The 26,359-nt window shown below is 40.3% G+C and carries 27 protein-coding genes; 13 read left to right on the top strand and 14 right to left on the bottom strand.

Annotation, left to right across the window (positions count from 1 at the left end):
• Positions 1 to 61 precede the first annotated feature (61 nt).
• Positions 62 to 763 (bottom strand): substrate-binding periplasmic protein, encoded by a 702-nt coding sequence (locus CWB78_RS12530; RefSeq protein WP_010389085.1) that lies wholly within the window; start codon positions 761 to 763, stop codon positions 62 to 64.
• A 97-nt stretch (positions 764 to 860) separates the two neighbouring features.
• Positions 861 to 1,970, bottom strand: coding sequence for an arginase family protein (locus CWB78_RS12525; protein ID WP_138595862.1), 1,110 nt, complete (start codon positions 1,968 to 1,970; stop codon positions 861 to 863).
• A gap of 422 nt (positions 1,971 to 2,392) precedes the next feature.
• Between CWB78_RS12525 and udp the strand changes: the two genes are divergently transcribed.
• Complete coding sequence (gene udp, locus CWB78_RS12520; RefSeq protein WP_008112319.1) at positions 2,393 to 3,148, top strand: uridine phosphorylase; 756 nt, start codon at positions 2,393 to 2,395, stop codon at positions 3,146 to 3,148.
• Here the strand turns inward: udp and cdd are convergent.
• Positions 3,137 to 4,066: a cytidine deaminase gene (gene cdd, locus CWB78_RS12515; protein ID WP_138595860.1), complete on the bottom strand. Its 930-nt coding sequence runs from the start codon at positions 4,064 to 4,066 to the stop codon at positions 3,137 to 3,139. The two genes, udp and cdd, sit on opposite strands and share 12 nt — an antisense overlap.
• Positions 4,067 to 4,188: 122 nt before the next feature.
• Positions 4,189 to 6,834: a phosphoenolpyruvate carboxylase gene (gene ppc / locus CWB78_RS12510; protein WP_010389091.1), complete on the bottom strand. Its 2,646-nt coding sequence runs from the start codon at positions 6,832 to 6,834 to the stop codon at positions 4,189 to 4,191.
• A 120-nt stretch (positions 6,835 to 6,954) separates the two neighbouring features.
• On the opposite strand from ppc, the gene CWB78_RS12505 reads away from it, so the two are divergent.
• From CWB78_RS12505 to CWB78_RS12485, 5 genes are all read left to right on the top strand, one after another.
• Positions 6,955 to 7,353, top strand: coding sequence for a thiol-disulfide oxidoreductase DCC family protein (locus CWB78_RS12505; protein ID WP_054201268.1), 399 nt, complete (start codon positions 6,955 to 6,957; stop codon positions 7,351 to 7,353).
• The gene (locus tag CWB78_RS12500; protein WP_138595858.1) at positions 7,350 to 8,075 is read left to right on the top strand and encodes an SDR family NAD(P)-dependent oxidoreductase; all 726 of its coding nucleotides are present in this window, start codon (positions 7,350 to 7,352) and stop codon (positions 8,073 to 8,075) included. Before CWB78_RS12505 ends, CWB78_RS12500 begins: the two co-directional genes overlap by 4 nt.
• Before the next feature lie 11 nt (positions 8,076 to 8,086).
• Positions 8,087 to 8,695, top strand: coding sequence for a flavin reductase family protein (locus CWB78_RS12495; protein WP_054201270.1), 609 nt, complete (start codon positions 8,087 to 8,089; stop codon positions 8,693 to 8,695).
• A 138-nt stretch (positions 8,696 to 8,833) separates the two neighbouring features.
• Positions 8,834 to 10,054: a M24 family metallopeptidase gene (locus tag CWB78_RS12490; protein WP_138595856.1), complete on the top strand. Its 1,221-nt coding sequence runs from the start codon at positions 8,834 to 8,836 to the stop codon at positions 10,052 to 10,054.
• 117 nt (positions 10,055 to 10,171) lie between these two features.
• Complete coding sequence (locus tag CWB78_RS12485) at positions 10,172 to 10,828, top strand: DsbA family oxidoreductase (protein ID WP_138595854.1); 657 nt, start codon at positions 10,172 to 10,174, stop codon at positions 10,826 to 10,828.
• A 10-nt stretch (positions 10,829 to 10,838) separates the two neighbouring features.
• Here CWB78_RS12485 and CWB78_RS12480 read toward each other — a convergent pair whose 3' ends face one another.
• The 6 genes from CWB78_RS12480 to CWB78_RS12460 all read right to left on the bottom strand — a co-directional run bounded on the left by CWB78_RS12480 (position 10,839) and on the right by CWB78_RS12460 (position 14,242).
• On the bottom strand, positions 10,839 to 11,375 hold the full coding sequence (locus CWB78_RS12480) for a transporter substrate-binding domain-containing protein (RefSeq protein WP_249930458.1): 537 nt from the start codon (positions 11,373 to 11,375) through the stop codon (positions 10,839 to 10,841).
• Positions 11,376 to 11,420: 45 nt separating this feature from the next.
• Entirely contained in the window at positions 11,421 to 11,642 is a 222-nt protein-coding gene (locus CWB78_RS18980; RefSeq protein WP_249930457.1) for a hypothetical protein, read from the bottom strand.
• 73 nt (positions 11,643 to 11,715) lie between these two features.
• Entirely contained in the window at positions 11,716 to 11,994 is a 279-nt protein-coding gene (ppiC, locus tag CWB78_RS12475) for a peptidylprolyl isomerase PpiC (protein WP_008464312.1), read from the bottom strand.
• Positions 11,995 to 12,081: 87 nt separating this feature from the next.
• Positions 12,082 to 12,480, bottom strand: coding sequence for a thiol-disulfide oxidoreductase DCC family protein (locus CWB78_RS12470; RefSeq protein ID WP_138595852.1), 399 nt, complete (start codon positions 12,478 to 12,480; stop codon positions 12,082 to 12,084).
• Positions 12,480 to 13,007: a response regulator transcription factor gene (locus CWB78_RS12465; protein ID WP_109875211.1), complete on the bottom strand. Its 528-nt coding sequence runs from the start codon at positions 13,005 to 13,007 to the stop codon at positions 12,480 to 12,482. The genes CWB78_RS12470 and CWB78_RS12465 overlap by 1 nt, the downstream gene beginning before the upstream one ends.
• The gene (locus tag CWB78_RS12460) at positions 13,004 to 14,242 is read right to left on the bottom strand and encodes a sensor histidine kinase (protein ID WP_138595850.1); all 1,239 of its coding nucleotides are present in this window, start codon (positions 14,240 to 14,242) and stop codon (positions 13,004 to 13,006) included. The genes CWB78_RS12465 and CWB78_RS12460 overlap by 4 nt, the downstream gene beginning before the upstream one ends.
• A gap of 365 nt (positions 14,243 to 14,607) precedes the next feature.
• Here CWB78_RS12460 and CWB78_RS12455 point away from each other — a divergent pair, with 365 nt between their 5' ends.
• On the top strand, positions 14,608 to 15,687 hold the full coding sequence (locus tag CWB78_RS12455; protein ID WP_010389122.1) for a ketoacyl-ACP synthase III: 1,080 nt from the start codon (positions 14,608 to 14,610) through the stop codon (positions 15,685 to 15,687).
• A gap of 83 nt (positions 15,688 to 15,770) precedes the next feature.
• Positions 15,771 to 16,157, top strand: a complete 387-nt coding sequence (gloA2, locus tag CWB78_RS12450; protein WP_138595848.1) for an SMU1112c/YaeR family gloxylase I-like metalloprotein — start codon at positions 15,771 to 15,773, stop codon at positions 16,155 to 16,157.
• A gap of 46 nt (positions 16,158 to 16,203) precedes the next feature.
• On the opposite strand, the gene CWB78_RS12445 is transcribed toward gloA2, so the two are convergent.
• Both CWB78_RS12445 and CWB78_RS12440 read right to left on the bottom strand, forming a co-directional pair.
• Positions 16,204 to 17,565 carry a leucyl aminopeptidase family protein gene (locus tag CWB78_RS12445; RefSeq protein ID WP_138595846.1) on the bottom strand — a complete coding sequence of 454 codons (1,362 nt, stop codon included), beginning with the start codon at positions 17,563 to 17,565 and terminating at the stop codon, positions 16,204 to 16,206.
• A gap of 82 nt (positions 17,566 to 17,647) precedes the next feature.
• Positions 17,648 to 18,070, bottom strand: a complete 423-nt coding sequence (locus CWB78_RS12440; RefSeq protein ID WP_010389125.1) for a hypothetical protein — start codon at positions 18,068 to 18,070, stop codon at positions 17,648 to 17,650.
• A gap of 104 nt (positions 18,071 to 18,174) precedes the next feature.
• Here CWB78_RS12440 and CWB78_RS12435 point away from each other — a divergent pair, with 104 nt between their 5' ends.
• The 3 genes from CWB78_RS12435 to CWB78_RS12425 all read left to right on the top strand — a co-directional run bounded on the left by CWB78_RS12435 (position 18,175) and on the right by CWB78_RS12425 (position 22,825).
• On the top strand, positions 18,175 to 18,333 hold the full coding sequence (locus CWB78_RS12435) for an oxidoreductase-like domain-containing protein (RefSeq protein WP_010389126.1): 159 nt from the start codon (positions 18,175 to 18,177) through the stop codon (positions 18,331 to 18,333).
• Positions 18,334 to 18,667: 334 nt separating this feature from the next.
• A complete protein-coding gene (locus tag CWB78_RS12430) occupies positions 18,668 to 21,238 on the top strand; it encodes a TonB-dependent receptor plug domain-containing protein (RefSeq protein WP_138595844.1) in 2,571 nt (856 codons plus the stop codon).
• 144 nt (positions 21,239 to 21,382) lie between these two features.
• Positions 21,383 to 22,825: a tetratricopeptide repeat-containing sulfotransferase family protein gene (locus CWB78_RS12425; RefSeq protein WP_138595842.1), complete on the top strand. Its 1,443-nt coding sequence runs from the start codon at positions 21,383 to 21,385 to the stop codon at positions 22,823 to 22,825.
• Here the strand turns inward: CWB78_RS12425 and CWB78_RS12420 are convergent.
• Positions 22,794 to 23,702 (bottom strand): alpha/beta fold hydrolase, encoded by a 909-nt coding sequence (locus tag CWB78_RS12420; RefSeq protein WP_010389130.1) that lies wholly within the window; start codon positions 23,700 to 23,702, stop codon positions 22,794 to 22,796. The genes CWB78_RS12425 and CWB78_RS12420 overlap by 32 nt on opposite strands.
• Positions 23,703 to 23,831: 129 nt before the next feature.
• Between CWB78_RS12420 and rlmF the strand changes: the two genes are divergently transcribed.
• Positions 23,832 to 24,764: a 23S rRNA (adenine(1618)-N(6))-methyltransferase RlmF gene (gene rlmF, locus CWB78_RS12415; protein ID WP_138595840.1), complete on the top strand. Its 933-nt coding sequence runs from the start codon at positions 23,832 to 23,834 to the stop codon at positions 24,762 to 24,764.
• Between the two features lie 19 nt (positions 24,765 to 24,783).
• The gene (gene ltaE, locus CWB78_RS12410; RefSeq protein WP_008112280.1) at positions 24,784 to 25,788 is read left to right on the top strand and encodes a low-specificity L-threonine aldolase; all 1,005 of its coding nucleotides are present in this window, start codon (positions 24,784 to 24,786) and stop codon (positions 25,786 to 25,788) included.
• On the opposite strand, the gene CWB78_RS12405 is transcribed toward ltaE, so the two are convergent.
• A complete protein-coding gene (locus CWB78_RS12405; RefSeq protein ID WP_008112278.1) occupies positions 25,771 to 26,355 on the bottom strand; it encodes a thymidine kinase in 585 nt (194 codons plus the stop codon). The genes ltaE and CWB78_RS12405 overlap by 18 nt on opposite strands.
• Positions 26,356 to 26,359 lie beyond the last annotated feature (4 nt).

Below are 26,359 nucleotides of genomic sequence, written 5' to 3'. Positions count from 1 at the left end.
CCGCTTTTATAAACAGGGCAATTGATATTTATATAATATTATTTTCTTAATATTTTAATATTTATAGTTGCGATTCATACAAAGCAAAGGCCGTGCTAAGTTGCTGCTTTAATTTATTAGGTAGGTTTTTGTTACACGCAAAATATAAGGGAGCTTGGCTGACGTTGATGGGCATTAATGGCTCGAGCTGTAGTTCATTTAATAAGTGGGACTGTTCATGATTTATTCTCTGTGCAGGTATTACAACCAAATCAATGCTGGAACTTCGCGCTCTAATTATTTTAAAAATATTATCAAAGCTATTAAAAAGCATTAAATTTTCGTTTTCTTTAAAGCCTTGGGAGAGTAAATAGTGGTGGCTGTAATTATCTTTTAATACTGCAATTCTATATTGCTTCGCCTGATCAAGGCTTGTTAGCACAATGCCTTTGCTCTTAAGTGAGTAGAAGTTAGTATCAAATTGAGCTAATTTAGCAAACCAAACAAAGCTACTCTCACGCTCAGGTGAGCGAGAAATAGAGAAGATACAGGTTTGAGGATCTCTTAATGCAATATTATAAGTCATGCTCCAATCGTTTACTGAAATTGAATAATCAATCCCAGCATTATCAAGCACTAATCGTACTATATCGGCAGCATCACCGACTAAATTGTTGTTCGCATCAAGATACTGCGCAGGTGCAAAATTCTCTGTTACAACAGTGAGTTTAGCTGCGCAGTGTTGGCTTACAATGAGTAATAATACAAAACACCACTTAATCACAATAACCCGCTCTATTAAATTTAAGACGTCACTTTTCAATAAAAGCCAATTAAATATAGCGGGTTATTTGCAAATAGCCAATTTTTAGCTTTTGAAATTAGCGGTTCATTGCGTTAATTAAAAACGCTGAGATTTTAGCGCCTTCTCTCAGTGTCGTCTCAGAGCTTGATTGACCCACTAAAGAGCTGTCAGTAAACGGAGCTATCTCCATCATATCAGCCCCCGTTATAGGGAATTCATCAGCAATCGCTGACAAAATATCAAGTGCGTGTTGTGGCGTTAAGCCATTTTCTTCGGGTGTACCTGTTGCTGATGCAAACTCGGCATCGAGGGCATCAATATCAAAGCTTACATACACTTCATCGACCTTGTCTGCTTTTAATTGCGCAATAGCATCAGCCGCAACCGCAGCTGCGCCACGCTCTATAATTTCAGCAGCCCAATGTTGTTTTACGCCAAAAGTACTTTCCCAATGTGATTTAGGCTTGCCACTTGAGCGAATACCAAATTGAATTAAATGATGCGGCGCTGGTAAGAATTCTAAAATATGTGTGCACCAAGAGCCAAAACATAAGTCGATGCCCAAACGCTCTACGAGTAAGTCGGTGTGAGCATCAAAGTGAATAATTGCCGTACGTTTACCTTGCTCGCGTTTGGCTTTTAAATACGCTTTTGTTAACGGGTAGCTAATTGAGTGGTCGCCGCCAATACCAAAAATACCTTTGTCTTGGAATGTCGCATAAAAGCTATCACACACATCTTCAGTAATAGACAATGGGCTTACATAATGATCGTTATTGTCATTTCCGTATAGGGCCTTTTGGCAATTAGTGATAGTGGCCTCACTTAAATACTTATCATGTAATAAATGCGGTATTACACGTACATCACCTAAATCAAACGAACGACACTGTGTTTGTTGATCAATCAATGCTGAGCGTAAAAATAAAGGCCCCCAGTTAGCGCCACGTAAAATCCCACCACCGCAATCAGAGCTAATGCCTAGCATTACTGCTTTATGTGGTGAATTAGGCAGCTCGTTAAGTGAGTCACGCCATAAAACATCGACATTTTCAGTTTGCCCATATAATTTATTTCTAAGCGCTGCTTTGCGTTCTTTAGCCGTATTGACCGTAAAAACACCGTCGCCAGGTGCACATAAACAGTGTTCAACTTTATCTTTAAATGCTTGAAATTGTGTGCTCATTGTAAACCCTTTTTCAATCTGAATATCTTGTCTATTATTGAGTAGTTATGCAAAACATCGCACGCTGAATTAATTTTAGATAATTTGCATAGTATGCTAAAAATCACAAGGCGCTTTATTTTACTCTCTTAGGTTAGTGGTACATAAAAACCAAACCCACTTACTAACCAATTGAATATAAACAATTTAAATTATAGCTACCGACTCTTTAGCCTAGCTATTGGTTTGCTATGAGGTATGAATATAGTGTCTGAGCAAACAAGTCAACTGGCTCATTTTTCTAGTAATTTTTGCCATTGATTGAATATTCAGAGTTGGTGAATAAATCAAATTAAGTCAATACGGACATCCGTCCTGTACTTCACTTATGTTTCTCGTAATCATGGTAAATTGACAACAATTCTTATTAAAAAGGCTTAGTTATGGAAAAGGTATTTCACTTAGGACTGTGTATTGATGATTTAAAAGGTGCAAAACTGGCAATTGTTCCAGGCGATCCAGATCGTGCAGCACGTATTTCACAGTTCTTAGATAATCCAACCTGCCTTGCTCAAACGCGTGAGTTTCACATTTATTTAGGCCAATTAAACGGTCACTCTGTAGTGGTATGCTCAACCGGTATTGGCGGCCCTTCAACTTCAATTGCCGTTGAAGAACTGGCACAACTAGGCGTACGTAGCTTTCTTCGCATTGGTACAACAGGTGCAATTCAACCGCACATTAACGAAGGCGATATTTTAATTAGCCAAGCTTCGGTACGATTAGATGGCGCGAGTCAGCACTTTGCACCGCTGTGCTATCCTGCAGTATCTGATTTTTTTGCTACTCAAGCTATGGTAAAAGCCTGTGAAAACCTTAATATCGATTTCCATATTGGTATAACCGCTTCGAGCGACACCTTCTACCCAGGTCAAGAGCGTTATGATACGCATTCTGGCTACGTACCTAAGTCATTACAAGGTAGCTGTGAAGAATGGCAAAAATTGGGCGTAATGAACTATGAAATGGAATCGGCTACTTTATTTACCATGTGTGCCGCACTTGGCTTACAAGCCGCTTGTGTTGCAGGTGTATTAGTAAATAGAACACGTCAAGAAATTCCAAACGTGGACCACGGCGAGATTGAGAAAAAGTCTGTTGCCGTGGTACTTGAAGCCGCTAAAGTGTTACTTGGCTAATGTTGCACTAATAACCTCAAGTGTTGGTAAGCTATCAAAGCTTGCTAACACTGCTTTTGCTACCCCTGATTGGTTTTCATGACCACCAGTTTCTAATAAAGTAATTGATTTTACTGTTTGCTTATCAAAACTTAATCCTGCTACAAACAATTGACTCACCGCGCTTTGCAATGGCGATAAGCTCGGGCTGTATGCTGCATTTTCCGCATAGCTGCCATAAAAGTCACCATTTTCAAAGGTGCTTATTTTTACCGCACTATAATTTTGACTGTATGGAACATAAGCCGCTAAAGCAAAACTCATCAGCTTTTCATCAAGCTTTGTCTCTTTAAAGCGCTTAGTTTGCTCTGCTGGGTTAAATAAGCTGTGCTCATTGCCTAAATCGGTTGGTCCAAATGAATGCGGTAATAGCTCTACTAATTTAAAATTTTGTGCTGGCAGTAAAATATCAAGCTCTTTTGCATCAGCCAATTCATTCATAAACTGACGGCAATACCCACATGGTGCATCACTAATGGCTATTTTCAGCACTTTCTTAGCGTCATTTAACCACGCATTATTAATTGCTGATTGCTCACCATGCACCACTAAACTAAGTGCTTGATGATCAAACTCAGCATTGGCACCAAAGTAAAAAGTGGTATTTCCTTGTGAATTAAGCCCTTTAACAATTGCGCCGACATGAAACTTGGAAATAGGTGCAACTGAAAATTCAGAAGCCATAGGCACCAAGCCTTGCAATAAAGTATCTTCGCTGACATTAAGTTCAGTACAAAGCGCTTTAATATCGCTTGAATGTAAAATACCGCGTTGAGTTTTTAATTGACTACGTAATGCTTGGGTTTGCGCTACGTTTAATGAGATGTGTGAATTGCTAAGTGCTGTATTATGTTGCACTTTAAAAGTTGCTGAAGCCATAATAGTTTTTATTTGTTCAATGGCCAAGTAGTGTAAAAGGTTGGCAAACGAAATACCAGCCTATTCAGCGTAAAAAAAGGGAACACGTCGCGTGTTCCCTTTAAAACTAATCTAATTTTGGATTAACCTGTATTTCGCATACCCGCTGCAATCCCCGTCATGGTGATCATTAAGGCATTATCTATATCGCTTTCATTACCTTTATCATCGCCACGAGAGCGACGTAATAGCTCAACTTGTAACACGTTAAGGGGATCTGTGTATGGATTTCTAAGCCCAATAGACTCTTTGATCCAAGGTTGGTCGGCTAATAGACTTTTTTGCGGGCTCAATGATTGCACTAAGGTTATCGCCTCAGCTAATTCCTCACGTAAGGCAACACCTAAAGGTTTATACATGTCTTCCACCAGCGCATTATCGTAGTGCTCACTTAACCAGCTATCCGCTTTACTAAATACCATTTCTAGCATTTCTAAACGAGCTCGAAAGAACGGCCATTGCAAACTCATTTCGCTTAGGGTTTCAATCCCATATTTTTCAAGCGCTGCTTTAAGTCCACTTAATGCGCCTAACCATGCAGGTAACATTAAACGATTTTGACTCCACGCAAATATCCACGGAATAGCGCGTAAGCTCTCTACCCCACCATTAGGATTACGTTTAGCTGGCCTTGAACCTAATGGCAATTTAGATAGCTCCAATTCTGGTGTTGCCATTCTGAAGTAAGGTACAAAGTTTTCATCGTGGCGTACCACATTGCGGTAGTGCTCGCACGATACATCACTAATTAATGCCATAACTTCGCGCCATTCATCTTTGGGCTCTGGCGGTGGTAATAAATTACTTTGCAGCACCGCACCCGCGTATATGTTTAAGCTTTGCAATGCCACATTGGGTAAGCCAAATTTAAAGCGGATCATTTCGCCTTGCTCTGTCACCCTAAGGCCCCCTTTGAGTGAACCCGGTGGCTGCGAATGCAAAGCTTGTGCAGCAGGTGCACCGCCTCGACCAACCGTGCCTCCTCGACCATGAAATAAAACCAGCTCAATACCGCGTTCATCCGCCAGTTGCACTAACTTGTCCATTGCCTCATATTGTGCCCAGCCAGCAGCCATCATACCCGCATCTTTGGCTGAGTCTGAATAACCAATCATCACATTTTGAGTATTTTTAATATGACCTCGGTACCACTCATTATTAAGCAATGTAGTAATAACATTATGACCATCGTTTAAGTCATCTAAGGTCTCAAATAAGGGCGCCACGGGTAGTTCAAAACCGCAGCCTGACTCTTTAAGTAATAACTGCACCGCTAAAATATCAGAAGCAGTTCGGGCCATAGAAATAATATATAAACCAAAGGTTTTTGCATCTTGCTGCGCAATAACATCAAAGGTGTCGAGCACCTCTTGCACTTCAGGGCTAGGTTGCCAATGCTTAGGAATAAGCGGACGACGAGAGTTAAGCTCAGCAAGTAAAAAAGCCTGCTTATCTTGCTCTTGCCATTGGTTGTAGTCGCCAATACCTAAGTAACGAGTTAGCTCAGAAAATACATCACTGTGTCTCGACGAATCTTGGCGCACGTCTAGTTTTGCCAAACGCAGTCCAAAGCTATTTACTCGGTGGATCATATCCAGTAGTAAGCCATTGGCCACTACTTGCATGTTGCACTTTAATAAAGAGCGATAACACACTTCAATGGGGTGCTTAATCTGATTAATATCGGTGATTAAATCTTGAGATTCAGTGCGCTTATTTTTAATTTTAGCGCTTAAATGCATCACCGTTTCTGCAACTTGGTTTTTAACATCTTTCAAAACAGCACGGTACGGTTCAAACTCTTGCCCAGCCAATTTAATGAGCTCATCGCTGGCATCCGACATAGAAAGTTCAGCACAGAGCGTTTCTAAATCACGCTGGTATAAATCCAGTGCCATCCAACGGCCATGGTCGAGCACTTGCTTGGTTACTTCGGCGGTTACAAACGGGTTACCATCACGGTCTCCCCCCATCCAAGAAGTAAATTCTATCGGGCTGTAATCTGCTGGCAACTCCAAGCTTAAATGCTGTTTTACATGCTGGCTAAACTCACGTAAAAAACGGGGCACCGCTTCCCACAAACTGTTTTCAATGACTGCGTAGCCCCATTTAGCCTCATCGACAGGGCTTGGACGTGAACGACGAATATCGTCAGTATGCCATGCTTGGCTAATTAACTGCGCAATACGATTTAATATTGCTTCGCGTTCTTGCGCTAGATTGTCGGTACGCTCAAGCGATGCTAAACAATCGCTAAGTTCAACATGTTTATTAATAATAGTACGGCGAGTCACCTCGGTTGGGTGTGCTGTTAGTACTAAGTTTATGTGGAGTTTTGAGAGGGTTTCAGCTAAATGATTATGATTAAGCTGACCTTGTTCGGCCTTTGCTGCTAACGTTTTTAATGTTTGAGTGAGAGGGTTTAGTTGGCAAAAACCAACATCATTAAAACGTGATACGGTATGAAACTGCTCTGCAACATTAGCTAAGTTTAAAAAATGATTAAATGAACGGGCAACCGGTAAAAGCTCTTCATCACTAAGCGCATGCAGTACATCTATAAGCGCTTTACGATCGGCTTCATTGCCACTGCGAGATGATTTTGATAAAGCCCGAATTTCTTCTACTTTATCTAAAATATCTTGTCCTTGAGCATCTTTAATAGTTTGTCCTAATAATTGCCCAAGTAAATTTACATTACCTCGCAAGGCGGCATATTGTTCACTCATTTTTAGCTCTCCTTTGTTTCTTTGAGGCCTATTAATATCATTATGTTTACTTATTTAATAGATCCATTTGCAACAGCATGTCGTAAAAAAGCATATGTAAAATAAACACAAAGCGATGACATGATCATTTTTTACGATGGTAATTGCCCCCTTTGCAATGCAGAGATGCAGCATTTAAAACGTGCCGATGTTGATCATAAAATTACACTAGAAGATTTAAATTCTGATGACTTTAGTGAGCGTTTTCCCGCAATCGATAAGCAATACGCCATGAATATACTGCACGCCCAAACTGATAATGGGCAGATAATTTACGGCTTAGACGTGACTTATCAAGCTTGGCGTACTGTTGGCAAATATCCTTGGCTCAAAATTATTCGTTTGCCCGTCATTCGTTTTTTTGCCGACCATGCTTATACTTTCTTTGCAAAATACCGTCATCATATTAGTCGTTTTTTAATGCCTAATGCACAGTGCAACTCAGGTCAATGTAATATCAAAAGCAAAGGTGAAAAATGAAAACAGTGATTTTATTTGGTGCCAGTAGCTCCATTGCCCAATCTTACGTTAATCACTTAAACCAACAAGCAACACAATTTAATATTATTTGTGTCAGCTCATCGAACATTGATCACAGCGATATAAACGTAAACTATTTTCAGAGCGACTATTCAGCGCAAAGCCTAAACGAGCTAACCGAGTCGTTAAAATCCCAGCAAGTAGATATAGCTCAAGTGATTATATTTAATGGTCAATTACACAACGACCAGCACATGCCAGAAAAAAAGCTTGAAGAAATCAACAGTGATTATTTTATGCAGCTTATGCACTCTAATACGCTTGTACCCCTGCTGTGTTTACAAAGTATAGTGCCGCTGCTTAACCACAAAACTCACTGCACAATTACCGCTCTGAGCGCTCGTGTAGGTAGTATTAACGACAATAAATTAGGTGGTTGGTATACCTATCGCGCATCAAAATCAGCACTCAATATGTTATTTAAAACAGCCGCCATTGAGCTTGCTCGTCGCGCTAAAAATACTAAACTGATTTTATTTCACCCAGGTACTACAGATACACAGCTTTCTAAGCCATTTCAGAAAAATGTTCCTGCAGATAAACTGTTTACCCCTGAGTTTGTTGCCCAGCAATTATTTAAATTTACTTACGAAAATCCACAATTAGAACTTAACAACGAACCTGCCTACCTAGATTGGCAAGGAAACACCATAAAATGGTAAGGAATTAACACATGCATTTTTCCAAAGACCGCATAGCCGCGCTTGAAAAGCACACACGTACGCATTTTATAAATTCATTGTCAGGGTTTAAAAGTGCTAACTTAATTGGCACACAGGATGAGCAAGGTAATACCAATTTAGCCATCGTTAGTTCGGTTATTCATTTAGGCGCACACCCACCACTTGTTGGCATGATCATGCGCCCGCACAGCGTACCAAGGCATACATTTGAAAATATTATAGAAACAGGCGTTTACACTATTAATCAAGTAAATAGTGACATTTACCAGCAAGCTCACCAAACCTCGGCACGTTACGCTAAAGATGAGTCTGAGTTTGATGCTACGGGGTTAAAAACAGAATACTTAAATGAGTTTAACGCTCCATTTGTTGCACAAAGTCGACTTAAATACGCGGTAAAATTTGTAGAGAACCAGCATTTAGCTGTTAATGGCACTGAGCTGGTTATTGGTGAAATAATGGATGTGTATGTAGATGAATCAGCACTCCAAAGTGATGGCTTTTTAGACTTACAAGCCATCGACACAGTTGCAGTAACCGGATTAGATAGTTACCACACGGCAAATAAGCTCACTCGCTTACCCTACGCGAAAAAATAGCCCTAGGTTATCAAGTCCTTTCGATAAGTGACTTGATAACCCACCCCCACTTTTTGAGCCTCTTGTTCACTAATCGCAATTAGTTTGAATTTAAACTGTTAAACCTACACACTATGCAAAATTTTGTAGGAGAAATATATGACCGCAGTTGGTATTGGTACTCACACACCCGAGCAAGCACTTGCTAGTTTAAGTAATATGACTCACTCAGTAACGCCAATTCAGGCCGATGAGTATTTAGCGCGTATGGCCAAAGCGCAAGCCTATATGCAAGCGCACAACATTGATGCCATTTATTTAAACGCAGGTACCAACTTAACGTATTTCACCGGAATGAAATGGTATGCCAGTGAACGACTTGTTGGCGCTATTTTACCTGCCGTAGGTGATGTGCAATACATTGCTCCACATTTTGAAATTGGCTCTTTAAATGGCTTTAAGGTTATTGATGGCCAAATACACGGCTGGCAAGAGCATGAAAACCCATTTGAGCTATGTGTTAAAGTGCTTAAGCAGCTCAATATTAGCGACACCGCTACCGTTGGTATTGATGAAAGCGCACAGTTTTTTATTTTTGATGGCATCAATAAAGCCAGTTCAGGGTTAAAACTAGTTAACGCACAACCTGTAACCGCACATTGTAGAATGCATAAATCAGCCAATGAATTAGCATTAATGCAATGTGCCATGGATATGACTTTAGCGGTTCATCAGGCTACAGCGAGCATGCTTTATGAAGGTATTAGCACCGTAGAAGTCGAAGAATTTATAAAAAAAGCCCATCAAAAAGTAGGTGCCCCAGGTAATTACTTCTGTATTGTATTGTTTGGCCTTGCCACCTCATTCCCACATGGCGTAAAAGATCCACAAATTTTGAAAAAAGGCGACATGGTGCTCATTGATACTGGATGTAAAGTGCACGATTACCTTTCTGATATTACGCGTACTTATGTATTTGGTGAAGCAACCAGCCGCCAACGCCTATTTTGGGATTTTGAAAAAGCGGCACAATTAGCAGCTTTTAATCAAGCAGCCCTTGGCGAAACCTGTGAATCGGTTGACGAAGCAGCTCGCAGCTACTTAGCAGCTCAAGGCTTAGGCCCTGAATACCAAACACCAGGTTGCCCGCATCGTACGGGCCATGGTATTGGCTTAGACATTCACGAATGGCCATACCTAGTTGGCGGTGATAAAACCCCGCTTGCCACAGGCATGTGTTTTAGTAACGAACCCATGCTGGTTATTCCAGATGAGTTTGGGGTTAGATTAGAAGATCATTTTTACATGACAGATGACGGTCCGCGCTGGTTTACCCAGCCAAGCCACAGCATTGACGACCCATTTGGCTTGAACAGCTAACCTGAAAACATTCAATAAAAGAGCAGCGCTTTCGTTGCTCTTTTTGTTTAAATATTGATAAGGTAGGCTTTATCCCAATATCCATTGCTATTACAAAGCAATCCTTAAAGGACTCTTATGAAAAACTTTAAAATAGATATCGTCTCAGATGTAATGTGCCCGTGGTGTATTATCGGTTACAAGAACTTAGAAAGCGCATTGGCAGAATTAAAAGAAGAAATGAGTGCGGATATTACATGGCACCCTTTTGAGCTTAATCCAGATATGCCACTTGAAGGGCAAGACTTAGACGAGCATTTGCAGCAAAAATACAGCTTAACCGAAGAAGAAAGCGCGCGAAATCGTCAAAACATGGCAGATGCGGGTGAGCGAGCTGGGTTTACCTTTAATTTTGACGGTAAACGCATCATGATCAACAGCTTTGATCTTCACCGCTTGCTAATGTGGGCTCGTGAAGAAGACAAGCAAACTGAGTTGAAATTGGCGTTTTTTGAAGCACACTTCACCGATTTAAAATATTTAAATCGAGAAGGTGCATTACTGGATGTGGTAGAAAGTGTGGGCCTTAACAAAGACACAGCCCGTGATATTTTACACTCAGATAAATACGTACAAGCGGTTCGCGAAGAGCAAAATAATTTTAAGCAAATGGGTATTACTTCAGTGCCTACTTTCATTATAAATGATAAGTATGCGCTTACCGGTGGGCAGCCGAGTGAGTCGTTTATTCAAGCACTTAAGCAAATAAGCGAAGAAGAAGCTAAGCAAGATTAGTTAACAGGCCCTAATGCTTTAGTTTAAATACAGTTCGCTGACTTAAACCAAGCCCGTCCTCAACATCATGGTAAAAATGCGTGTAGAGGGCATCAAGCTCACCTTTTTGTGCTAGCTTTGTTAAACCCAGCTGTAATAAGTCGATAATTGCTTTATTTTTTTCGTTTACATAAACGTAATAAAAATTATCGTACTGCAGCATAATATGTGGCTCAACTACAAAGTTGTATTGTGGGCTTTTTTGTATTTCAGCTCTAATCGCAGTTACTGAACGAGGAAAGTAATCGCCAAGTCCTTCATCTAACGCTTTTAACATGCTTTCATAACTCAAATCACCATTAACTGTTAAGCCATTGTTCTTTAATACATAATAATCAGACCAACTTTGCTTTTGTAAGGCTATAAACGGCTTTAGTTGTTCAAGGGTTTTTATATCTGAAAATTCGCCCAGCCGGCTTTGTTTTATCATCAGTAAACGTTTTGAGTGCAAGCCATTGTATATTGGAAAGGTTGTGTGTACGAGGCTATTTGCTTGCTCTTTTGACATACTTAACCAAGCAAAATTAATAGCCCCATCGTGCTTTAGCTCTTCTTATACTCGTTTGGTATTCATCGGCTCAACACTATAACTAATATTAAGTTTTACATTCATCTGCGCAAAGCTTTTTTCTAATAAGCTCAAAACATAGTGGTTTTTAGGCATATTAGGTGTGCTTGGTTTTCCTATTTTTAGCGTCACAGTTTGCTCGCTGCCACATGCAAAAAAAGACAGGGTAATGAGGATAACACTGCAGCATAAATTAAATAGCTTCATAGTCATTCCAAGGTGCTTTAGCAATTATAAAATGAGAAATAGTAAGTATAGCGGGAACTTAAAATTCCGCTTTTTAAGTGCGATAAAGCACCTTAATCACATGCCAACCAAATTTTGTCTTCACTAAATGCGGCTCTAAAATTGCGCCACTAAAAGCAACTTTATCAAACTGCGGAACCATTTGGCCGCGTCTAAACTCACCTAAATCACCGCCCTTTTTACCCGACGGACAAGACGAATATTTTTTAGCTAAGGTTTGAAACTTTGCGCCTTTGCCTAATTGCTTAATGATGTCTTCTGCAATCTCTTTATGTTTTACTAAAATATGCAGTGCGTGCGCTGTATTTGCCATGATAAAGCCCTTAAAACCTATTTACTAGTAATTAAACGCCGCGATTTTAGCACAGCCTAAGTGATCCAGCACTTGCTAAAAATGTGGTTATAAGTAGTGATCTTCATCTTTTTGTTTAGGGATTCGACAGTGTTGGTATTTACCAAATAATGTATAACGGTTTTTAGCCACATTATTATAAAGCCAATCAGTCAGCTTTCGTGGTAATAACTTAAATACGCTAAGCAACTTCCACGGATACCCTAACTGGCTGAACACTCTAAAAACGGCTTGGCTGCGGGTATATGGCTTTTGTGCTTCTATATAAATCATCGAAGTAAAATCGGTAGTGGAAAAACCAAATTGAGCAAGTAGCGTTTGCCCAGCCGGCGATTGCACGCTGCACAATTTAAATTTAATGCTCGGATCGTGAGCTATAACAAAATTGCACCATGCACTACACAGCTTACATTGCGCATCAAATAAAATAATTTTTTGATTTTGCATTACTGCTGCACTGGTTTTTTTTGTAATTTACGCTGTAGTGTCCGCCTATGCATATTTAGCTGCCTTGCGGTCATTGATACATTACCATTATTACTGTGTAAAACATGTTGAATATGTTCCCACTCTAACCGCTCGGGCGACATAACCCCCTCTGAAATTTCAGTTACTGCCGAACTTGCCACCTCAACTTTAAGTGCTTTTAATAAACTTGCCATATCAACAGGCTTAGTTAAATAGTCATTAGCACCTAAACGCATCGCCTCTACGGCTGTAGCTATACTTGCAAAGCCAGTCAGCAATACAATATGTGCATGAGTGAGTAAATGCCGCAGCGGTGCAATAAGCGACAGTCCATTTTCATCAGCCAGTTTCATATCTAATAAAATACAATCAGGCTGTTGCTGGCGAGCCTTTAGAAGTGCATCAGTTTGATTATGAGTGATCTCGCAGTTAAAACCGTGCTTAGTTAGCCGCCGTGCCAACGTTGTCGCTAAATTAATATCATCCTCAATAATAAGTAGCTTCATGCTTTTGTCTCTGCTGTTAATAGTGGCATCATTATCTTTGCAACCGCTCCGCCTTCGGGGTGATTATATACCGTTAACGAGCCATTTAACCGCTCAAATGTCACATTTGATAACATAACTGCGATCCCCATGCCTTGCTCACTAGGCATTAACTGCCCACCTAACTCTGCTAACTCTGAGGATGAAAAACCAGCACCAAAATCACGAATAATTAACGCAATGTTTTGTGCGTCAGGTTGCTGCCAACTTAGTTCAAGTTGCACTTGGGCGTGTTTTTGATTAGCAAGTACTGCATTTTGTAATAAATTTAAAATTGCAGGTAACAGCATAGCGTCACTTTGTAATGTGGCTTCAGGTGACTCGTTAAGCCAGTTTATTTGTTGATTGGGGTATTGTAATAGTAACGTATCATGAATTTGATTTTGCAGCTGCTCTGCTTTAATGGGTGCTTGAGTGTTTTTATCTCGTAACTGCATTGAGAGCTTTCTAAAGTCGTTAAGCTGAGTGCGGCATTGCAATAGCGGCGTTTGCATTTGCTGAATAACTTCATTGTTAGGATGCTCTTCTAAAAGCTCTTCAAATAATAATTGTAAATTAGCAATTGGTGTTGCTAATTGATGAGTAATTTGCGCCGCTGCGCCATCAAGTGTTACCAGTTGTTCATTGCGTAACTGTTTTTCTCTAACTTTGGCAATAGTGCGTTCACGCTGTTGCAAAGCCCGGTTCATAGCCCCTATAACTAACGCAATTACGCAAGCACTTATAACAAAATTAACCCACATACCAATAAAATGACCATTCATATTCATTTGGTGCATACTGTGTTCGGGCATTTTAATTAATAATAAGCTATAGGCGGCAATGGCCAATACAGCAATATAGGCAAGCCCTCGAGCGCTTAGTGTGATTGCAGCTATCATAATGGGCAGCAACAATAAGGACACAAATGCGTTAGTTGCACCGCCGCTTAAAGACAACAAAATAGTTAAAAAAAGCACATCGGCGGTCAGTTGCATTAACATGCCAATTGGCTTTGCTTGGCTTACATGCCGGTAGGCAAATACACTGGCTAACTGAAAAACCGCCTCAACAGCAATAACCCCTAACAACGGCATAAGTGCAATTTGATGTTCTAGTAAAAAATACACACTGAGTACCGCAATAAGCTGAACAACGATGGCACCACTGCGCAGCATTAATAATCGGCTAATAGCTGGGTCGGTTTTAATTAACACAATAGGGTTCCTGGATACACTTGATTTTATTATTCATGATTAACATGCTTTTTTTATTGTAATTATTATACACTAAACCGCCTTATAGTATCCGCTCGCATAGCTGCACTCAAGCATACGTCACAAGTACTTTAAGCAAGTGTTGAAGGTGATGGACTAGCTTATAAAAAGCACCTAAGCTAAACACTCATTTAATTTACAAAGTAAAAACTTACAATTAACCTTTCACTAAAAATACAACAAACAATTGGTAAAATAGCAGTAATTACAGCTCTATAGCTGCTATAAACTAGAGTTAATAGCTAATTTTTGTTATAACGTATTCATAAGACGAACACGTCATACCACTTTTAAGAGAACACACTATGCCTTACGCACATATCACTGGTTGGGGCAAATGCATTCCACCAGCCAGCATCAGCAACGACGAAATAAGTGAAATTGTAGATACCACTGATGAGTGGATCACCACGCGTACCGGTATCAAAGCCCGTAGAGTTAGCCATGTAAGTACTGCCGAGCTTGCTAGTGTGGCTGCAAAACATGCTATTGCTTGCGCTGGCGTAGATGCAAAAGATATCGATTTAGTTATTTTAGCAACGTGCACCCCCTCAACAGTAGTTGCAAACACTGCCTCATTAGTACAAAAAAATATTGGCGCCACTGGCGCTGCAGCCATGGACACCAATGCAGCATGTTCTGGTTTTTTATATGCTTTACAAGCTGCGACAGCGCAAATTCAAGCCGGTATGATCAAAAAAGCCGTAGTTATTGCCGCTGAGCGCATGACGTGGTACGTAAACTGGGCACGACGCGATAGCGCAGTATTATTTGGTGATGGTGCCGGTGCCGTTGTGCTTGAAGCAGCAGAAACACCTGCAGGCTTATTAGGAACTAAAACCGGCTGTGACAGCGAAGATCGTGATATTTTACACATTACTAATTTTGGCAGTGATTTAAATAAATATGAGCCAATTGGCCCATCAGACCTTTTATTTGAAGGCCGTGAAATATTTAAACGTGCCGTTAAAGGCATGAGTGAAGCCTGTGACGACGTGCTTGAACAAGCCAACCTTAAGTTAGACGATATCGATGTACTAGTTCCACATCAAGCTAACTTACGCATTATTCAAGCAATTCAAAACCGTTTAAAGGTTGAAGACAGTAAAGTAATGGTTAACATTGGCGAATACGGTAATACCTCTGCTGCAACGATTGCCATTGCGCTGTGTGAGGCCGTTGAGCAAGGTTTAATTAAGCCGCATGCCAATATTATGTCGGCTGCATTTGGAGCAGGCCTAACGTGGGCGGCAAGCTATATCAAATGGGGCGAGCGAGTAACCCCCATTGCTGTTAGCGATGCTAAACTTCCACCGTGTGATAAAACAGGTTTAGAGCTTGTTGCACCAGCTGTAAAAGCGTGTAAAGACGCAGAGCCTAGCTAAAAGCTAACATTACACCAAGCAAATATGTATTGATAAACAGCGCACTGCTTTCAGTGCGCTTTTTTGTTTTTTAAGGAAAATATATGCAACTACTAGGCATTCATCATGTAGCCATCATTTGTAGCAACTACCTACGCTCTAAACATTTTTATAGTGAAATATTAAAACTCACGATTATTAATGAGCATTATCGAGCAGAGCGTCAGTCTTACAAACTCGATTTAGCTTTACCTGATGGCAGTCAGTTAGAATTATTTTCGTTTAATGATGCGCCAAGTAGACCAAGCTACCCCGAAGCACAAGGACTTAGACATTTAGCATTTAAGGTTAGTAGTGTAGAAAACAGTAAAACGTATTTAGAGTCGCATGGAATCGACGTCGAAGAAATAAGAGTGGATGAAACTACCGGCAAAAAATTCACCTTTTTTGCCGATCCAGATGGTTTGCCCCTTGAGTTATATGCGCTTTAACATCAAATAAGGCAAGGTATGTTTGATTTAGTTAACCCTAGTTAGGTTAGTTAAATCGATTTTGTAGGTAAGTAAATACTGCACGAATACCCAGAGCTTCACCACCTGCAGGGCGCCCTGGTAATGCTCGTAAGTTCCATGCCATTACATCAAAATGAACCCATGGTGTGTTTGGCTCTACAAATTCTTTCAAATAAAGCGCAGCGGTTATTGCGCCACCAAATGGCGTACTTGAACAGTTAGTCATATCAGCCACTTCGCTTTTCAAGAATGGGGTGTATTGCTCGAATAACGGTAATTGCCAAACAGGGTCGTTAACTTGCATCCCCGAATCCATAATCGCATTAGCGACATCACGTTCCGTTGAGAAGAAGCCTGGCAGCTCTGTTCCTAAAGCAACACGGCACGCACCAGTTAAGGTAGCAAAATCAATAATTAATTCAGGCTCATCGTTTTGTGCTTCGCTCAAAGCATCACACAGAACTAGTCGCCCTTCTGCATCAGTATTATCTATTTCGACCATAATACCTTTACGGGTTTTTATTACATCGCCAGGGCGAAATGCATTACGCGAAACAGCATTTTCAACCGCAGGTACTAAAACACGAAGACGTATTGGTAAGTTAGCAGCCATAATTAATTGAGCCAAGGCAATAACATGCGCAGCCCCACCCATGTCTTTTTTCATGTTACGCATGCCTGAACTTGGTTTTAAATCTAGCCCACCTGAGTCAAAACATACACCTTTACCTACTAATGTAATTTGTGGCGCATCAACCGCCCCCCACTTCAAATCGAGTAAACGCGGTTTGTTTTCACTTGCACGGCCTACCATATGAATAGTTGGATAATTTTGTTCTAATAACTCATCGCCTACCCATTGGGTAAACTCGCCGTCGAATGTATCAGCTAAATCGCTCATTACCTGTGATAAGTGCTGCGGCATCATATCGGCAGCTGGGGTATTAACTAAGTCGCGAGCTAGATTAATTGCATCTGCTTGTTGTTTTACTTGTTCATATAATGTTTTATCGGCAATGCCAAGCTGAGCTTTTGCTGTGGCTTTTTGTTTATACTCACTGAACTCATAACCACCTAACACAAAGCCTAAAGCAAGTTGAGAAACTAAAGACTCATCACCCTGAATTTGATAGCAGCCTTTAGGTAATTTATTCGCAAGCTCACCAGCAGCCCAAAAATCATCGACTCGTTGCATAATACAAAATACTTGGCTTAATTCACCGGTTTCTGCGTTTGGTATTAACGCAAGTCCTGACTTTTCAAAATCGGTATTTTCAAGCCACTGCTGCACAAAGCTTGGTTGCTGAGTAAGCCAGTCTGTTAATTCATTTTTGATAATAAAAGATAGAGGAATTCCTGAAGAGGTATGACGAAGTAAAGCGCTCATTAATGACTCACATAATAGAAAATGATGTCCTAGCATAACAATAAGCACTATTAAAAGGTATAGCTAATTATGTTCTGCTAGCTTACTTCTTCTTTGAGGGAGTTGAGTCTTGCTGTTGGCTTTGTTGAGCAATCTGTTGATCAATTTCTTTAATAGGCTTATTCATACTAAAAGAACTTGGCAATACATCAACACCCACTAACTGCCCTAGTTTAACAACCAGTGGAATAGTTAATGGTGCAAACGGCAATAACGCAAACACGCCTAGTCCTAATCCTTTTAATATATCTACAAACTGCTCGTTGGCGCGTTTTAGTTCTGCTTTGTTTGTTTGCCCTTGGGTATAACGCCTATAAGTTATTAGCATTTCTTTGGTTTCTTGCTTTTCCTGAGCAAGGGCTATTTTAAGCGCGACCATAGCACGACGAAAGCGTAGTTGTTGTCGCTTTTTACTTATTTTAGCAACCCGCCAGGGTGCACGATGAATGACTTTATATAATCGCATAGCCTGTATTCTCACACAGCGCTCTAAGTTCACAAAGAATAATTTACACGCTTTATTCAATCATTTATTCTAAGCGTCCTTTTTTCCACTTTTGTAATAAAAAAATGCAAAAAAACATCCCTAGTACTAAACCCGAAAGACCAAAATCTGATGAGTGCTGTGGCGGCGGCAGTTGCTGCCCTTGCGTGTGGGATGAATACAAAGAAAAGCTGGCTGCGTGGAAAAAACACCATGGTGAAAATATCAACAGTAAGTCAATTTAATTCAATAATAGAAAATAACTAAAATAGCTTATTTAGTTAGTAATTATGTATCAATGTCTGTTTTTACCCCCTTTTCTCGCCCTAGTTGTGATTAACTCTGCGTTATTTTTAGATAAACCATTTGTTTCCACTTGTTAAATAGTAGTTAATTGACCATTGCCCTCTTTAGTTTTTTTATCTATAGTCTATTTCGAGGACTCACAGGAGGTGCGCTTAATTAATTAAGCTTTTAGGAGTGAGTTAGCTATATTTGCTCCCCATTGAATGTGAAATGTCCACAAAAATAAGTCAGTAAATAGACTATACAAATCAATTCTAACTGGGGATATTTAGAATGAAATTAAAAAGCAATGCGCTTCAACAGGCGATCAAATTTGCTCTAGCAACAACAGCCGCAGGCTTGTTTGTTTCTGGTTCAGCAATTGCTCAAGAAGAGCAAACCGAAGTTAAAGTAAACAAAAACGTAGAAAAAATTGCCGTAGTTGGTACGCGCTCTGCGCCTCGCTCTATTGGTGACTCACCTGTTCCTATCGACATTATCGGTGGCGAAGAGCTTAGCAAGTCAGGCAACACAGATATGCTAGAGCTGTTAAAAGGAGCTATTCCTTCTTTAAACGTTCACTCAATGCCAATCAGTGATGCCGCTTCATTAGTACGCCCTGCAAACTTGCGCGGACTTCCTTCTGATAGCACACTAATTTTACTTAACGGTAAACGTCGTCATCGTGCCTCTGTTATTGCCTTTTTAGGTGGTGGTATTAATGATGGTGCTCAAGGTGCCGACATTTCAGTTATTCCAAGTATTGCACTGAAACAAGTAGAAGTACTTCGCGATGGTGCTGCTGCACAATATGGTTCTGATGCGATTGCTGGGGTTTTAAACTTCCAACTTAAAGATGCCTCAGAAGGCGGGTCATTCGAAGTTCGTAAAGGCCAATATTACGAAGGCGATGGTGATACAACCCAAATTTCAGGTAATGTGGGCTTACCATTTACCGATAGCGGTTTTGCAAATTTAAGTTTTCAGTACAAAACAGCCGATGCGACCAGCCGTTCTGTACAAAGAGCCGATGCCACAGCACTTGATGCTGCAGGCGTTCCAGACATTGCCCCAATCACCCAAGTATGGGGTGCACCTGAGGTAGATGACGACATCTCTATCTTTGGTAATGTTGGTTTAGAGCTAACTAACGACTCTCAATTTTATATGTTTGGTAACTACTCAGAGCGTGATGTACGCGGTGGTTTTTATTACCGTAACCCGCATACTCGCCCTGGTGCATACTCAAACGATGGTGGCGAAACACTTCTTGTTGGTGACTTAACCGGTGATATGAGCGGTAACTGTCCAACCATTATGATTGATGACAACGTTCTTGATAACCCTGACTACATTAATGGTGTAGCAAACAACCCTGATTGTTTCGCATTTAACGAAATGCTTCCGGGCGGTTTTACACCAAACTTTGGTGGTAATATCACAGATACGTCACTCACTATTGGTACTAAAGGTGAGTTTACTGGTGGCTTTTTAGAAGGCGCTTACTATGATCTAAGCGGTACTGTAGGTTACAACGAATCTCGCTACTTTATATACGACACAATCAATGCATCATTGGGTCCAGATAGCCCGCGTGATTTTAGCCCAGGTAAATATGAACAATTAGAGAAAAACTTTAATTTTGATATTTCAAAGGGTTTTGACTTTGACTTAGCTTACGATGTAAACATTGCCGGTGGTTTAGAGTGGCATGAAGAAACCTTTACCGTAGTAGCAGGCGATGAAGCTTCATTTATTGCCGGCCCATTAACTGATCAAGGTTTTGGTATTGGTTCTAACGGTTTCCCTGGATTTAAACCATCAGATGCAGGCGAATACGACCGTCGCAACTATGCAGCTTACATTGATATTGAAGCGCCATTTACTGAAGAGTTCTTAATGGGCTTAGCGCTTCGCTACGAAGATTACGATACCTTTGGTTCAACCACTAACTATAAGTTAATGGGTCAATACCACCTTACTGAAGATCTAAACGTTCGAGGCTCAATTAGCACCGGTTTCCGTGCGCCTACCGTAGGCCAAGCAAATGTTAGTAACGTACAAACTAACTTAAGCAGTGGTGTACTGGTAGATTCAGCATTGTTACCACCTACAAACCCAATTGCTATTCAACTAGGTGGTACTGAACTTGAGCCTGAAGAATCGCAAAGCTACACCTTTGGTGCGGTATACACCATTGGCGATTTATTCTTAACAGTTGATTACTACAACATCCAAGTAGATGATCGTATTAGTCAGTCAGATAAAATCGAACTTAGCCAAGCAGATAAAGACACGCTCGAAGCTGCCGGTGTACCTAACGTACAAAACTTAGCGCAAGTTAGTTTCTTTACCAATGACTTTGATACCACTACTCAAGGTGTTGACTTAGTTGCTAACTACTCGGCTGAGTTGTTCAGTGGTAGCTCTACATTCAGCTTAGCTTACAACTGGAATGAAACAGAAGTAACACGCTCAAGTGATATTACCGGAGCATTTAAAGTAAGTCGTCTTGAAAATGACTTACCTAATCACCGTGCAACACTGAGCTGGGCACAACAATGGGAAAGCTTTTCAGCATTTTCTCGTCTTAACTACTTTGGTGAGTACCAAGGCGTTCACGTAGATTATGATGAAACGGCTAAAATGGCTGATGCAGCAGTCACATTAGATGTTGAAGTAACTTACTTCATGAATGACTCAATTAGTTTCTCAGTCGGTGCACAAAACCTACTGGATCAAGAAGCAGAGAAACTTGATTTCACCGTAGCACCAAATAACAACTGGGGTGGTAAGTATTACGAAACATCTCCATACGGAATTAATGGTGGCTTTTACTACGCTAAAGCAACCTATACTTTCTAAAATGTGTTAATGATAATCAAAGGCGAAATGTGTAATGCATTTCGCCTTTTTATTACCCTCTATAAACCCATTTAAAATGACTTTTACACTCGCATTTTTTGTGGCTTTGGGGTTATATTAAATAAAAAGAATATTAGTTGTATTATGCTACTAAAAAAAGCGAATGAGTTATTGTCACAAAACAAGCTTAGAGAAGCTGAGTTTCATTACAAAACGCTATTACAAGCAGAGCCTGACAATGGTGACGCCCTGTTTGGCCTAGGTAAAGTAGCACTGCGTTTAGAACAATTTGATGCCGCTGTGTATATACTACAACGAGCGTGTCAGCACCTCCCTTATGTATTAGAACCTTTGTATGCATTAAGTGATGCATTTAATGCGGTCAACTCCCCTGAGGACGCGCAAAAAGTACTCGAGTACGCAACAAGCATTGCCGCAGACAACCCAGACACCCACTATTATTTAGCTCAGCATTATTTAAATTTTGGCGAGCTTGATAAAGCGCAGGTCACATTAGAGGAGGCATTAAAGCTTGGAATAGCACCGGTTACGGCTTATGTTTTATTTGAATTGGTACAATTAGGGCGTTTTAATAAAGCAAATAATTACATCGATCAGTTACACCATTTTTTAACGCAAACAAATAACCTACGCTTAAAAATGGTCTGCTACTATGCTTTAGCTAAAAGTTACGACAAGTTAGACGATACTGATCAAGCGTTTAACTATTTTGTGATTGCCAATCAGCAACAACACAAACTCAGTGAATTTAATACTGAAGATTTAATTGGCTTTTATGATCAACTTATTGAATATAACAATGAAAGTGTGCTCAATTTAGCAAACCTAAATAAGCAGTACCCTGTTACGCCCGTGTTTATTATTGGCATGCCACGAAGCGGGTCAACTCTACTTGAGCAAATGTTAGCAGGGCACAGTCAATGGGCAACGCTTGGAGAAGACTCCAGTATTAGTAATAAGGTAGTCGCCTTTTTAGAACATAAAACAGGGTTACGCTACCCTCAATGCTTAACTAAGCTAACAACGCCTTTAATTAACCAAGCCAGAGCTATTTATTTAGATACGTTAAGCTCTTTTGAGGGCAATTGCGCATTTGCTATCAATAAACTGCCTAGCAACTACCAAAACTTAGGGTTAATTTATATTTTATTCCCAGATGCTAAGTTTATAAACCTGACCCGCAACTTTCATGCAACCGCATTTTCAGTGTTTACTAATTACTTTGCTGAAAACGAACCCTATTTTTGTGATTTAAATGAATTTGCTTTGTATCATCAGCTTTATGAAAAACTAATGAGCCATTGGCAGCAATTTAACCGCTTAGCTATTTATAATTTAAGTTACGAGCAGTTAATTGAAAATCCTAAAGATCAATTAACCGCACTATTAAGTTTTACTGGCTGCGAATTTGAACAGACTTGTTTGGACTTTTACAAAAACAAAAGCGCCGTTACAACGCTCAGTAAACATGCCATCAGGCAACCTGTAAATAACAAAAGCCTTGATAAGTGGCAGCGTTATGAAGCCCCTTTACTTAGTTTGCTCTCGTTGCCTCAAACCAATTAAGCACATCCATAAACTGTTCTTGGCGTGCCTGAGGGTGAGTAAGCATATTAATATGGTCGTAATCTACTTTGTGCCCAAAGCGGCGGCCATATATTTGCATTTTTTGCACCCCAGTACCTGACTCATCAATAAACTTTTGAATATCGATAGGCTGTGCCAATGCTTTATCTTTTACTGCCGCAATATGTAACGTTGGAGGAAGCGTGAGAGTTGCTAATGTTTTAGCGTAATCAAACCCGTCATCACTGTCTACCCACGGATTTTGCTTCGCCCACTGCATACTTTGATAGTGCGACTTTTGAGTTTCATCATCACTGCCCCACTTTAAGCGTTTTGCCGGTAAATAACCGTGTTTTTTCGCTAAAATTGGTGCCATAAAATACCAAATCAAATTGGCCTGAAATAACTTTTTAGGGTGGTTATTAAATAGCGAACGCTTTGAACCAAAATAGGCACACGCTTTTACATCGTTTATCAGCTCAGGAAAGCGAGCAAACACGCTATTAAGCAACACCCCACCCCAAGAATGAGCAACTAAAAAGTCAGGTTTTTTACTCTCTAACTGTTCAATTTTCTCAATAAATGCCGGAATATCTTCAACAATCGCCTCAGTTTGTCCATACCGTGCTTGCTTACAAATAGCAGGTTTACTTTCACCACGCCCGCGTAAATCAGCTACGTAACAACAATACCCTTGTTCAGCTAAAAAAGGCGCTAACCCTTTATTGCTATGAGTGTAAAATATTTTGCCATTTTCTACCGCGCCATGAATTAATAGCACCACAGGCCCACTTGGCTGCTGGTTGGCGATACGACGCAAATGCAGTGTTTGATGGTCACCTAATTTAATAAAAACAGACTCTTGAGTAACTGCCAAAGCGAATTCCTTATAATTGCTAACAACTCATCCTACCAGTAATAACTGGTAAGCCAAAGGGAAAATTATGCACTTTTTCTGTCTGTATTTGTTACTATTGGCTTTTATTCCTGTTGTTAAAAAAGCCTCATGAAAGCAAAATCAACTCGTTCTAAATTACATCCGCGCAATCAACACAAAAATGGTTACGATTTTAATTTGCTTACCTCGCAAACCCCTTCGTTAACTGCTTTTTTAATTACGACTCCAACAGGCAATCAAAGTATTGATTTTAGTAATAACTTAGCTGTAAAAACCTTGAATCAGGCGTTATTAAAAAGTCATTACAACATTAACTTTTGGGACATTCCTGAGCACAACTTATGCCCACCTATTCCAGGTAGAGTAGATTATATTCATTACTTAGCTGACTTACTCAGCGAAGATAACCAGCAGGTTATTCCCACTGGCCGACAAATTAAAGTGCTTGATATAGGCACTGGCGCTAACTTAGTTTACCCGCTAACGGGCAATAGCGAATACCAATGGCATTTTACTGGCAGCGACATAGACTCTGCAGCAATAAAAATAGCCAAGCAGCTCGCTCAGTTCAATAATCTAAAAATAACGCTTAAACAACAAAAAAATCCCGAGCATATTTTTAAAGGGGTGATTAATGCGAAAGATTTGTATCATTTAACAATGTGTAACCCGCCATTTCACGCCAGTGCAGAAGAAGCCAGTAAAGGCAGTGAACGTAAATGGAAAAACTTAGGCAAAGCGCCTTCGCAAGCACTTAATTTTGGCGGACAAAGTAATGAGCTGTGGTGTGAAGGTGGTGAATTAGCATTCATTTCTAACATGATCAAAGAAAGCAGGGATCACAGTGACCAAGTAATTTGGTTTACCTCGTTGGTTTCTAAAAAAGAAACTCTAGCAGCCTTAGAAGCACAGCTAAAACAACAGCCTATTAGTGAATTTAAAATTGTTGAAATGGCACAAGGGCAAAAAGTCAGTCGCTTTATTGCATGGAGCTATTTTGATAAAGCCACCCGAGAACAAATTTGTGAAGAATTAGTATAAAGCCACTTAAGGACACCCCATGATAGATTTTCGCTCAGATACAGTAACAAAACCGTGCAGCAAAATGCGGGATATTATGTATCATGCCCCCGTCGGCGACGACGTTTATGGCGATGATGAAAGTGTAAACCAATTAGAAGCTTATGCTCGATTACGTTTTAATGTGCAAGATGCACTTTTTTGTAGCTCAGGCACACAAACAAATCTGCTTGCATTAATGGCCCATTGTGAACGCGGCGACGAGTATATATGTGGCCAAAATGCTCATAACTACAAGTTTGAAGGCGGTGGCGCTGCCGTTTTAGGCTCTATTCAGCCACAGCCTATTGAAAATGAAGCCGATGGTAGTCTATGTTTTACTAAAATTGCTGCAGCAATTAAACCCGATGATAGCCACTTTGCAAAAACCCGCCTGTTAAGCCTTGAAAACACCATAGGTGGTAAAGTACTCGGTATTGATTATTTACTCAAAGCACGCGAATTTGTTAACCAACATAACTTAGCACTGCATTTAGATGGCGCTCGCGCTTTTAATGCCGCTGCCGAGCTTAACGTTGATATTAAAGAAATAACCCAACATTTTGACTCTGTATCTATTTGCTTATCAAAAGGATTAGGTGCACCTGTTGGTTCATTATTGCTTGGTTCAACAGCATTGATAGCCAAAGCAAGACGCTGGCGAAAAGTGCTTGGCGGCGGTATGCGCCAAGCGGGTATATTAGCTGCTGCGGGGCAATATGCTTTAGAAAATAACACTCAACGTTTAGTCGATGACCACGCTAATGCACGTTATTTAGCAAAGCAGTTAAATAACGTGGCAGGTTTTAACGTAAACATGAGTAATACCACAAACATGGTTTACGCTACGTTTGATAACAACATAAACATCACAAAACTAGCAGCCGATTTAAAAGCACAGGACATTGTGTTTAGCCCAAGTAAGCAACTTAGGCTAGTAACCCATTTAGGTATTACCAAAGCGGATATAGATACCTTTATTAAAGCCTTAACGGCCCATATTTAACGCGGCTTTATAATGTTTGCGGCACACCGATTCATAACGGTCGTTGCCGCCAATTTCTACTTGGTTGCCATCGGCAATAGCCTCGCCATTTTCATCGGTACGTAATACGTGATTTGCTTTGCGCCCACAATGACACACCGTTTTAAGTTCTATTAACTTATCAGCCCAAGCAAGTAAATATTGCGAGCCGCTAAATAACTCACCTCTAAAGTCGTTTCTTAAGCCGTAACACAATACGGGAATACCTAATTCATCGACTACATCGGTTAACTGCATAACTTGATCTTTAGATAAAAACTGACATTCATCCACGAGTACACAATGGCGTTTTTTATCACTATTGAGCGATTTAATTAGCTCGTATACGTCTTTATCCGCATCATAAATATGTGCATCTGCTTGAAGGCCTATACGTGAGGATACTTTGCCCACTCCTGCTCTATCGTCAATGGCTGCGGTGAGGATCACCGGCTCCATACCGCGCTCTTTATAATTAAACGCTGATTGTAATAAAGTGGTTGATTTACCTGCATTCATTGCAGAGTAGTAAAAGTATAATTGCGCCATGGCC

This window comes from Pseudoalteromonas sp. S1612, assembly GCF_005887175.1.
Taxonomy (GTDB): Bacteria; Pseudomonadota; Gammaproteobacteria; order Enterobacterales; family Alteromonadaceae; genus Pseudoalteromonas; species Pseudoalteromonas undina.
This window is presented reverse-complemented; position numbering and strand designations above follow the sequence as displayed.

Bases quoted from the DNA above. Each gene is read 5' to 3' on its own strand.
- CWB78_RS12430 (WP_138595844.1), top strand. From the start codon at position 18,668: ATGAAATTAAAAAGCAATGCGCTTCAACAGGCGATCAAATTTGCTCTA.
- CWB78_RS12405 (WP_008112278.1), bottom strand. From the start codon at position 26,355: ATGGCGCAATTATACTTTTACTACTCTGCAATGAATGCAGGTAAATCA.
- ppiC (WP_008464312.1), bottom strand. From the start codon at position 11,994: ATGGCAAATACAGCGCACGCACTGCATATTTTAGTAAAACATAAAGAG.
- CWB78_RS12465 (WP_109875211.1), bottom strand. From the start codon at position 13,007: ATGAAGCTACTTATTATTGAGGATGATATTAATTTAGCGACAACGTTG.
- gloA2 (WP_138595848.1), top strand. From the start codon at position 15,771: ATGCAACTACTAGGCATTCATCATGTAGCCATCATTTGTAGCAACTAC.
- CWB78_RS18980 (WP_249930457.1), bottom strand. From the start codon at position 11,642: ATGAAGCTATTTAATTTATGCTGCAGTGTTATCCTCATTACCCTGTCT.
- CWB78_RS12485 (WP_138595854.1), top strand. From the start codon at position 10,172: ATGAAAAACTTTAAAATAGATATCGTCTCAGATGTAATGTGCCCGTGG.
- ltaE (WP_008112280.1), top strand. From the start codon at position 24,784: ATGATAGATTTTCGCTCAGATACAGTAACAAAACCGTGCAGCAAAATG.
- CWB78_RS12490 (WP_138595856.1), top strand. From the start codon at position 8,834: ATGACCGCAGTTGGTATTGGTACTCACACACCCGAGCAAGCACTTGCT.
- CWB78_RS12435 (WP_010389126.1), top strand. From the start codon at position 18,175: ATGCAAAAAAACATCCCTAGTACTAAACCCGAAAGACCAAAATCTGAT.
- CWB78_RS12440 (WP_010389125.1), bottom strand. From the start codon at position 18,070: ATGCGATTATATAAAGTCATTCATCGTGCACCCTGGCGGGTTGCTAAA.
- CWB78_RS12425 (WP_138595842.1), top strand. From the start codon at position 21,383: ATGCTACTAAAAAAAGCGAATGAGTTATTGTCACAAAACAAGCTTAGA.
- CWB78_RS12505 (WP_054201268.1), top strand. From the start codon at position 6,955: ATGATCATTTTTTACGATGGTAATTGCCCCCTTTGCAATGCAGAGATG.
- cdd (WP_138595860.1), bottom strand. From the start codon at position 4,066: ATGGCTTCAGCAACTTTTAAAGTGCAACATAATACAGCACTTAGCAAT.
- CWB78_RS12525 (WP_138595862.1), bottom strand. From the start codon at position 1,970: ATGAGCACACAATTTCAAGCATTTAAAGATAAAGTTGAACACTGTTTA.
- CWB78_RS12500 (WP_138595858.1), top strand. From the start codon at position 7,350: ATGAAAACAGTGATTTTATTTGGTGCCAGTAGCTCCATTGCCCAATCT.
- CWB78_RS12445 (WP_138595846.1), bottom strand. From the start codon at position 17,565: ATGAGCGCTTTACTTCGTCATACCTCTTCAGGAATTCCTCTATCTTTT.
- ppc (WP_010389091.1), bottom strand. From the start codon at position 6,834: ATGAGTGAACAATATGCCGCCTTGCGAGGTAATGTAAATTTACTTGGG.
- CWB78_RS12480 (WP_249930458.1), bottom strand. From the start codon at position 11,375: ATGTCAAAAGAGCAAGCAAATAGCCTCGTACACACAACCTTTCCAATA.
- CWB78_RS12495 (WP_054201270.1), top strand. From the start codon at position 8,087: ATGCATTTTTCCAAAGACCGCATAGCCGCGCTTGAAAAGCACACACGT.
- CWB78_RS12455 (WP_010389122.1), top strand. From the start codon at position 14,608: ATGCCTTACGCACATATCACTGGTTGGGGCAAATGCATTCCACCAGCC.
- udp (WP_008112319.1), top strand. From the start codon at position 2,393: ATGGAAAAGGTATTTCACTTAGGACTGTGTATTGATGATTTAAAAGGT.
- rlmF (WP_138595840.1), top strand. From the start codon at position 23,832: ATGAAAGCAAAATCAACTCGTTCTAAATTACATCCGCGCAATCAACAC.
- CWB78_RS12470 (WP_138595852.1), bottom strand. From the start codon at position 12,480: ATGCAAAATCAAAAAATTATTTTATTTGATGCGCAATGTAAGCTGTGT.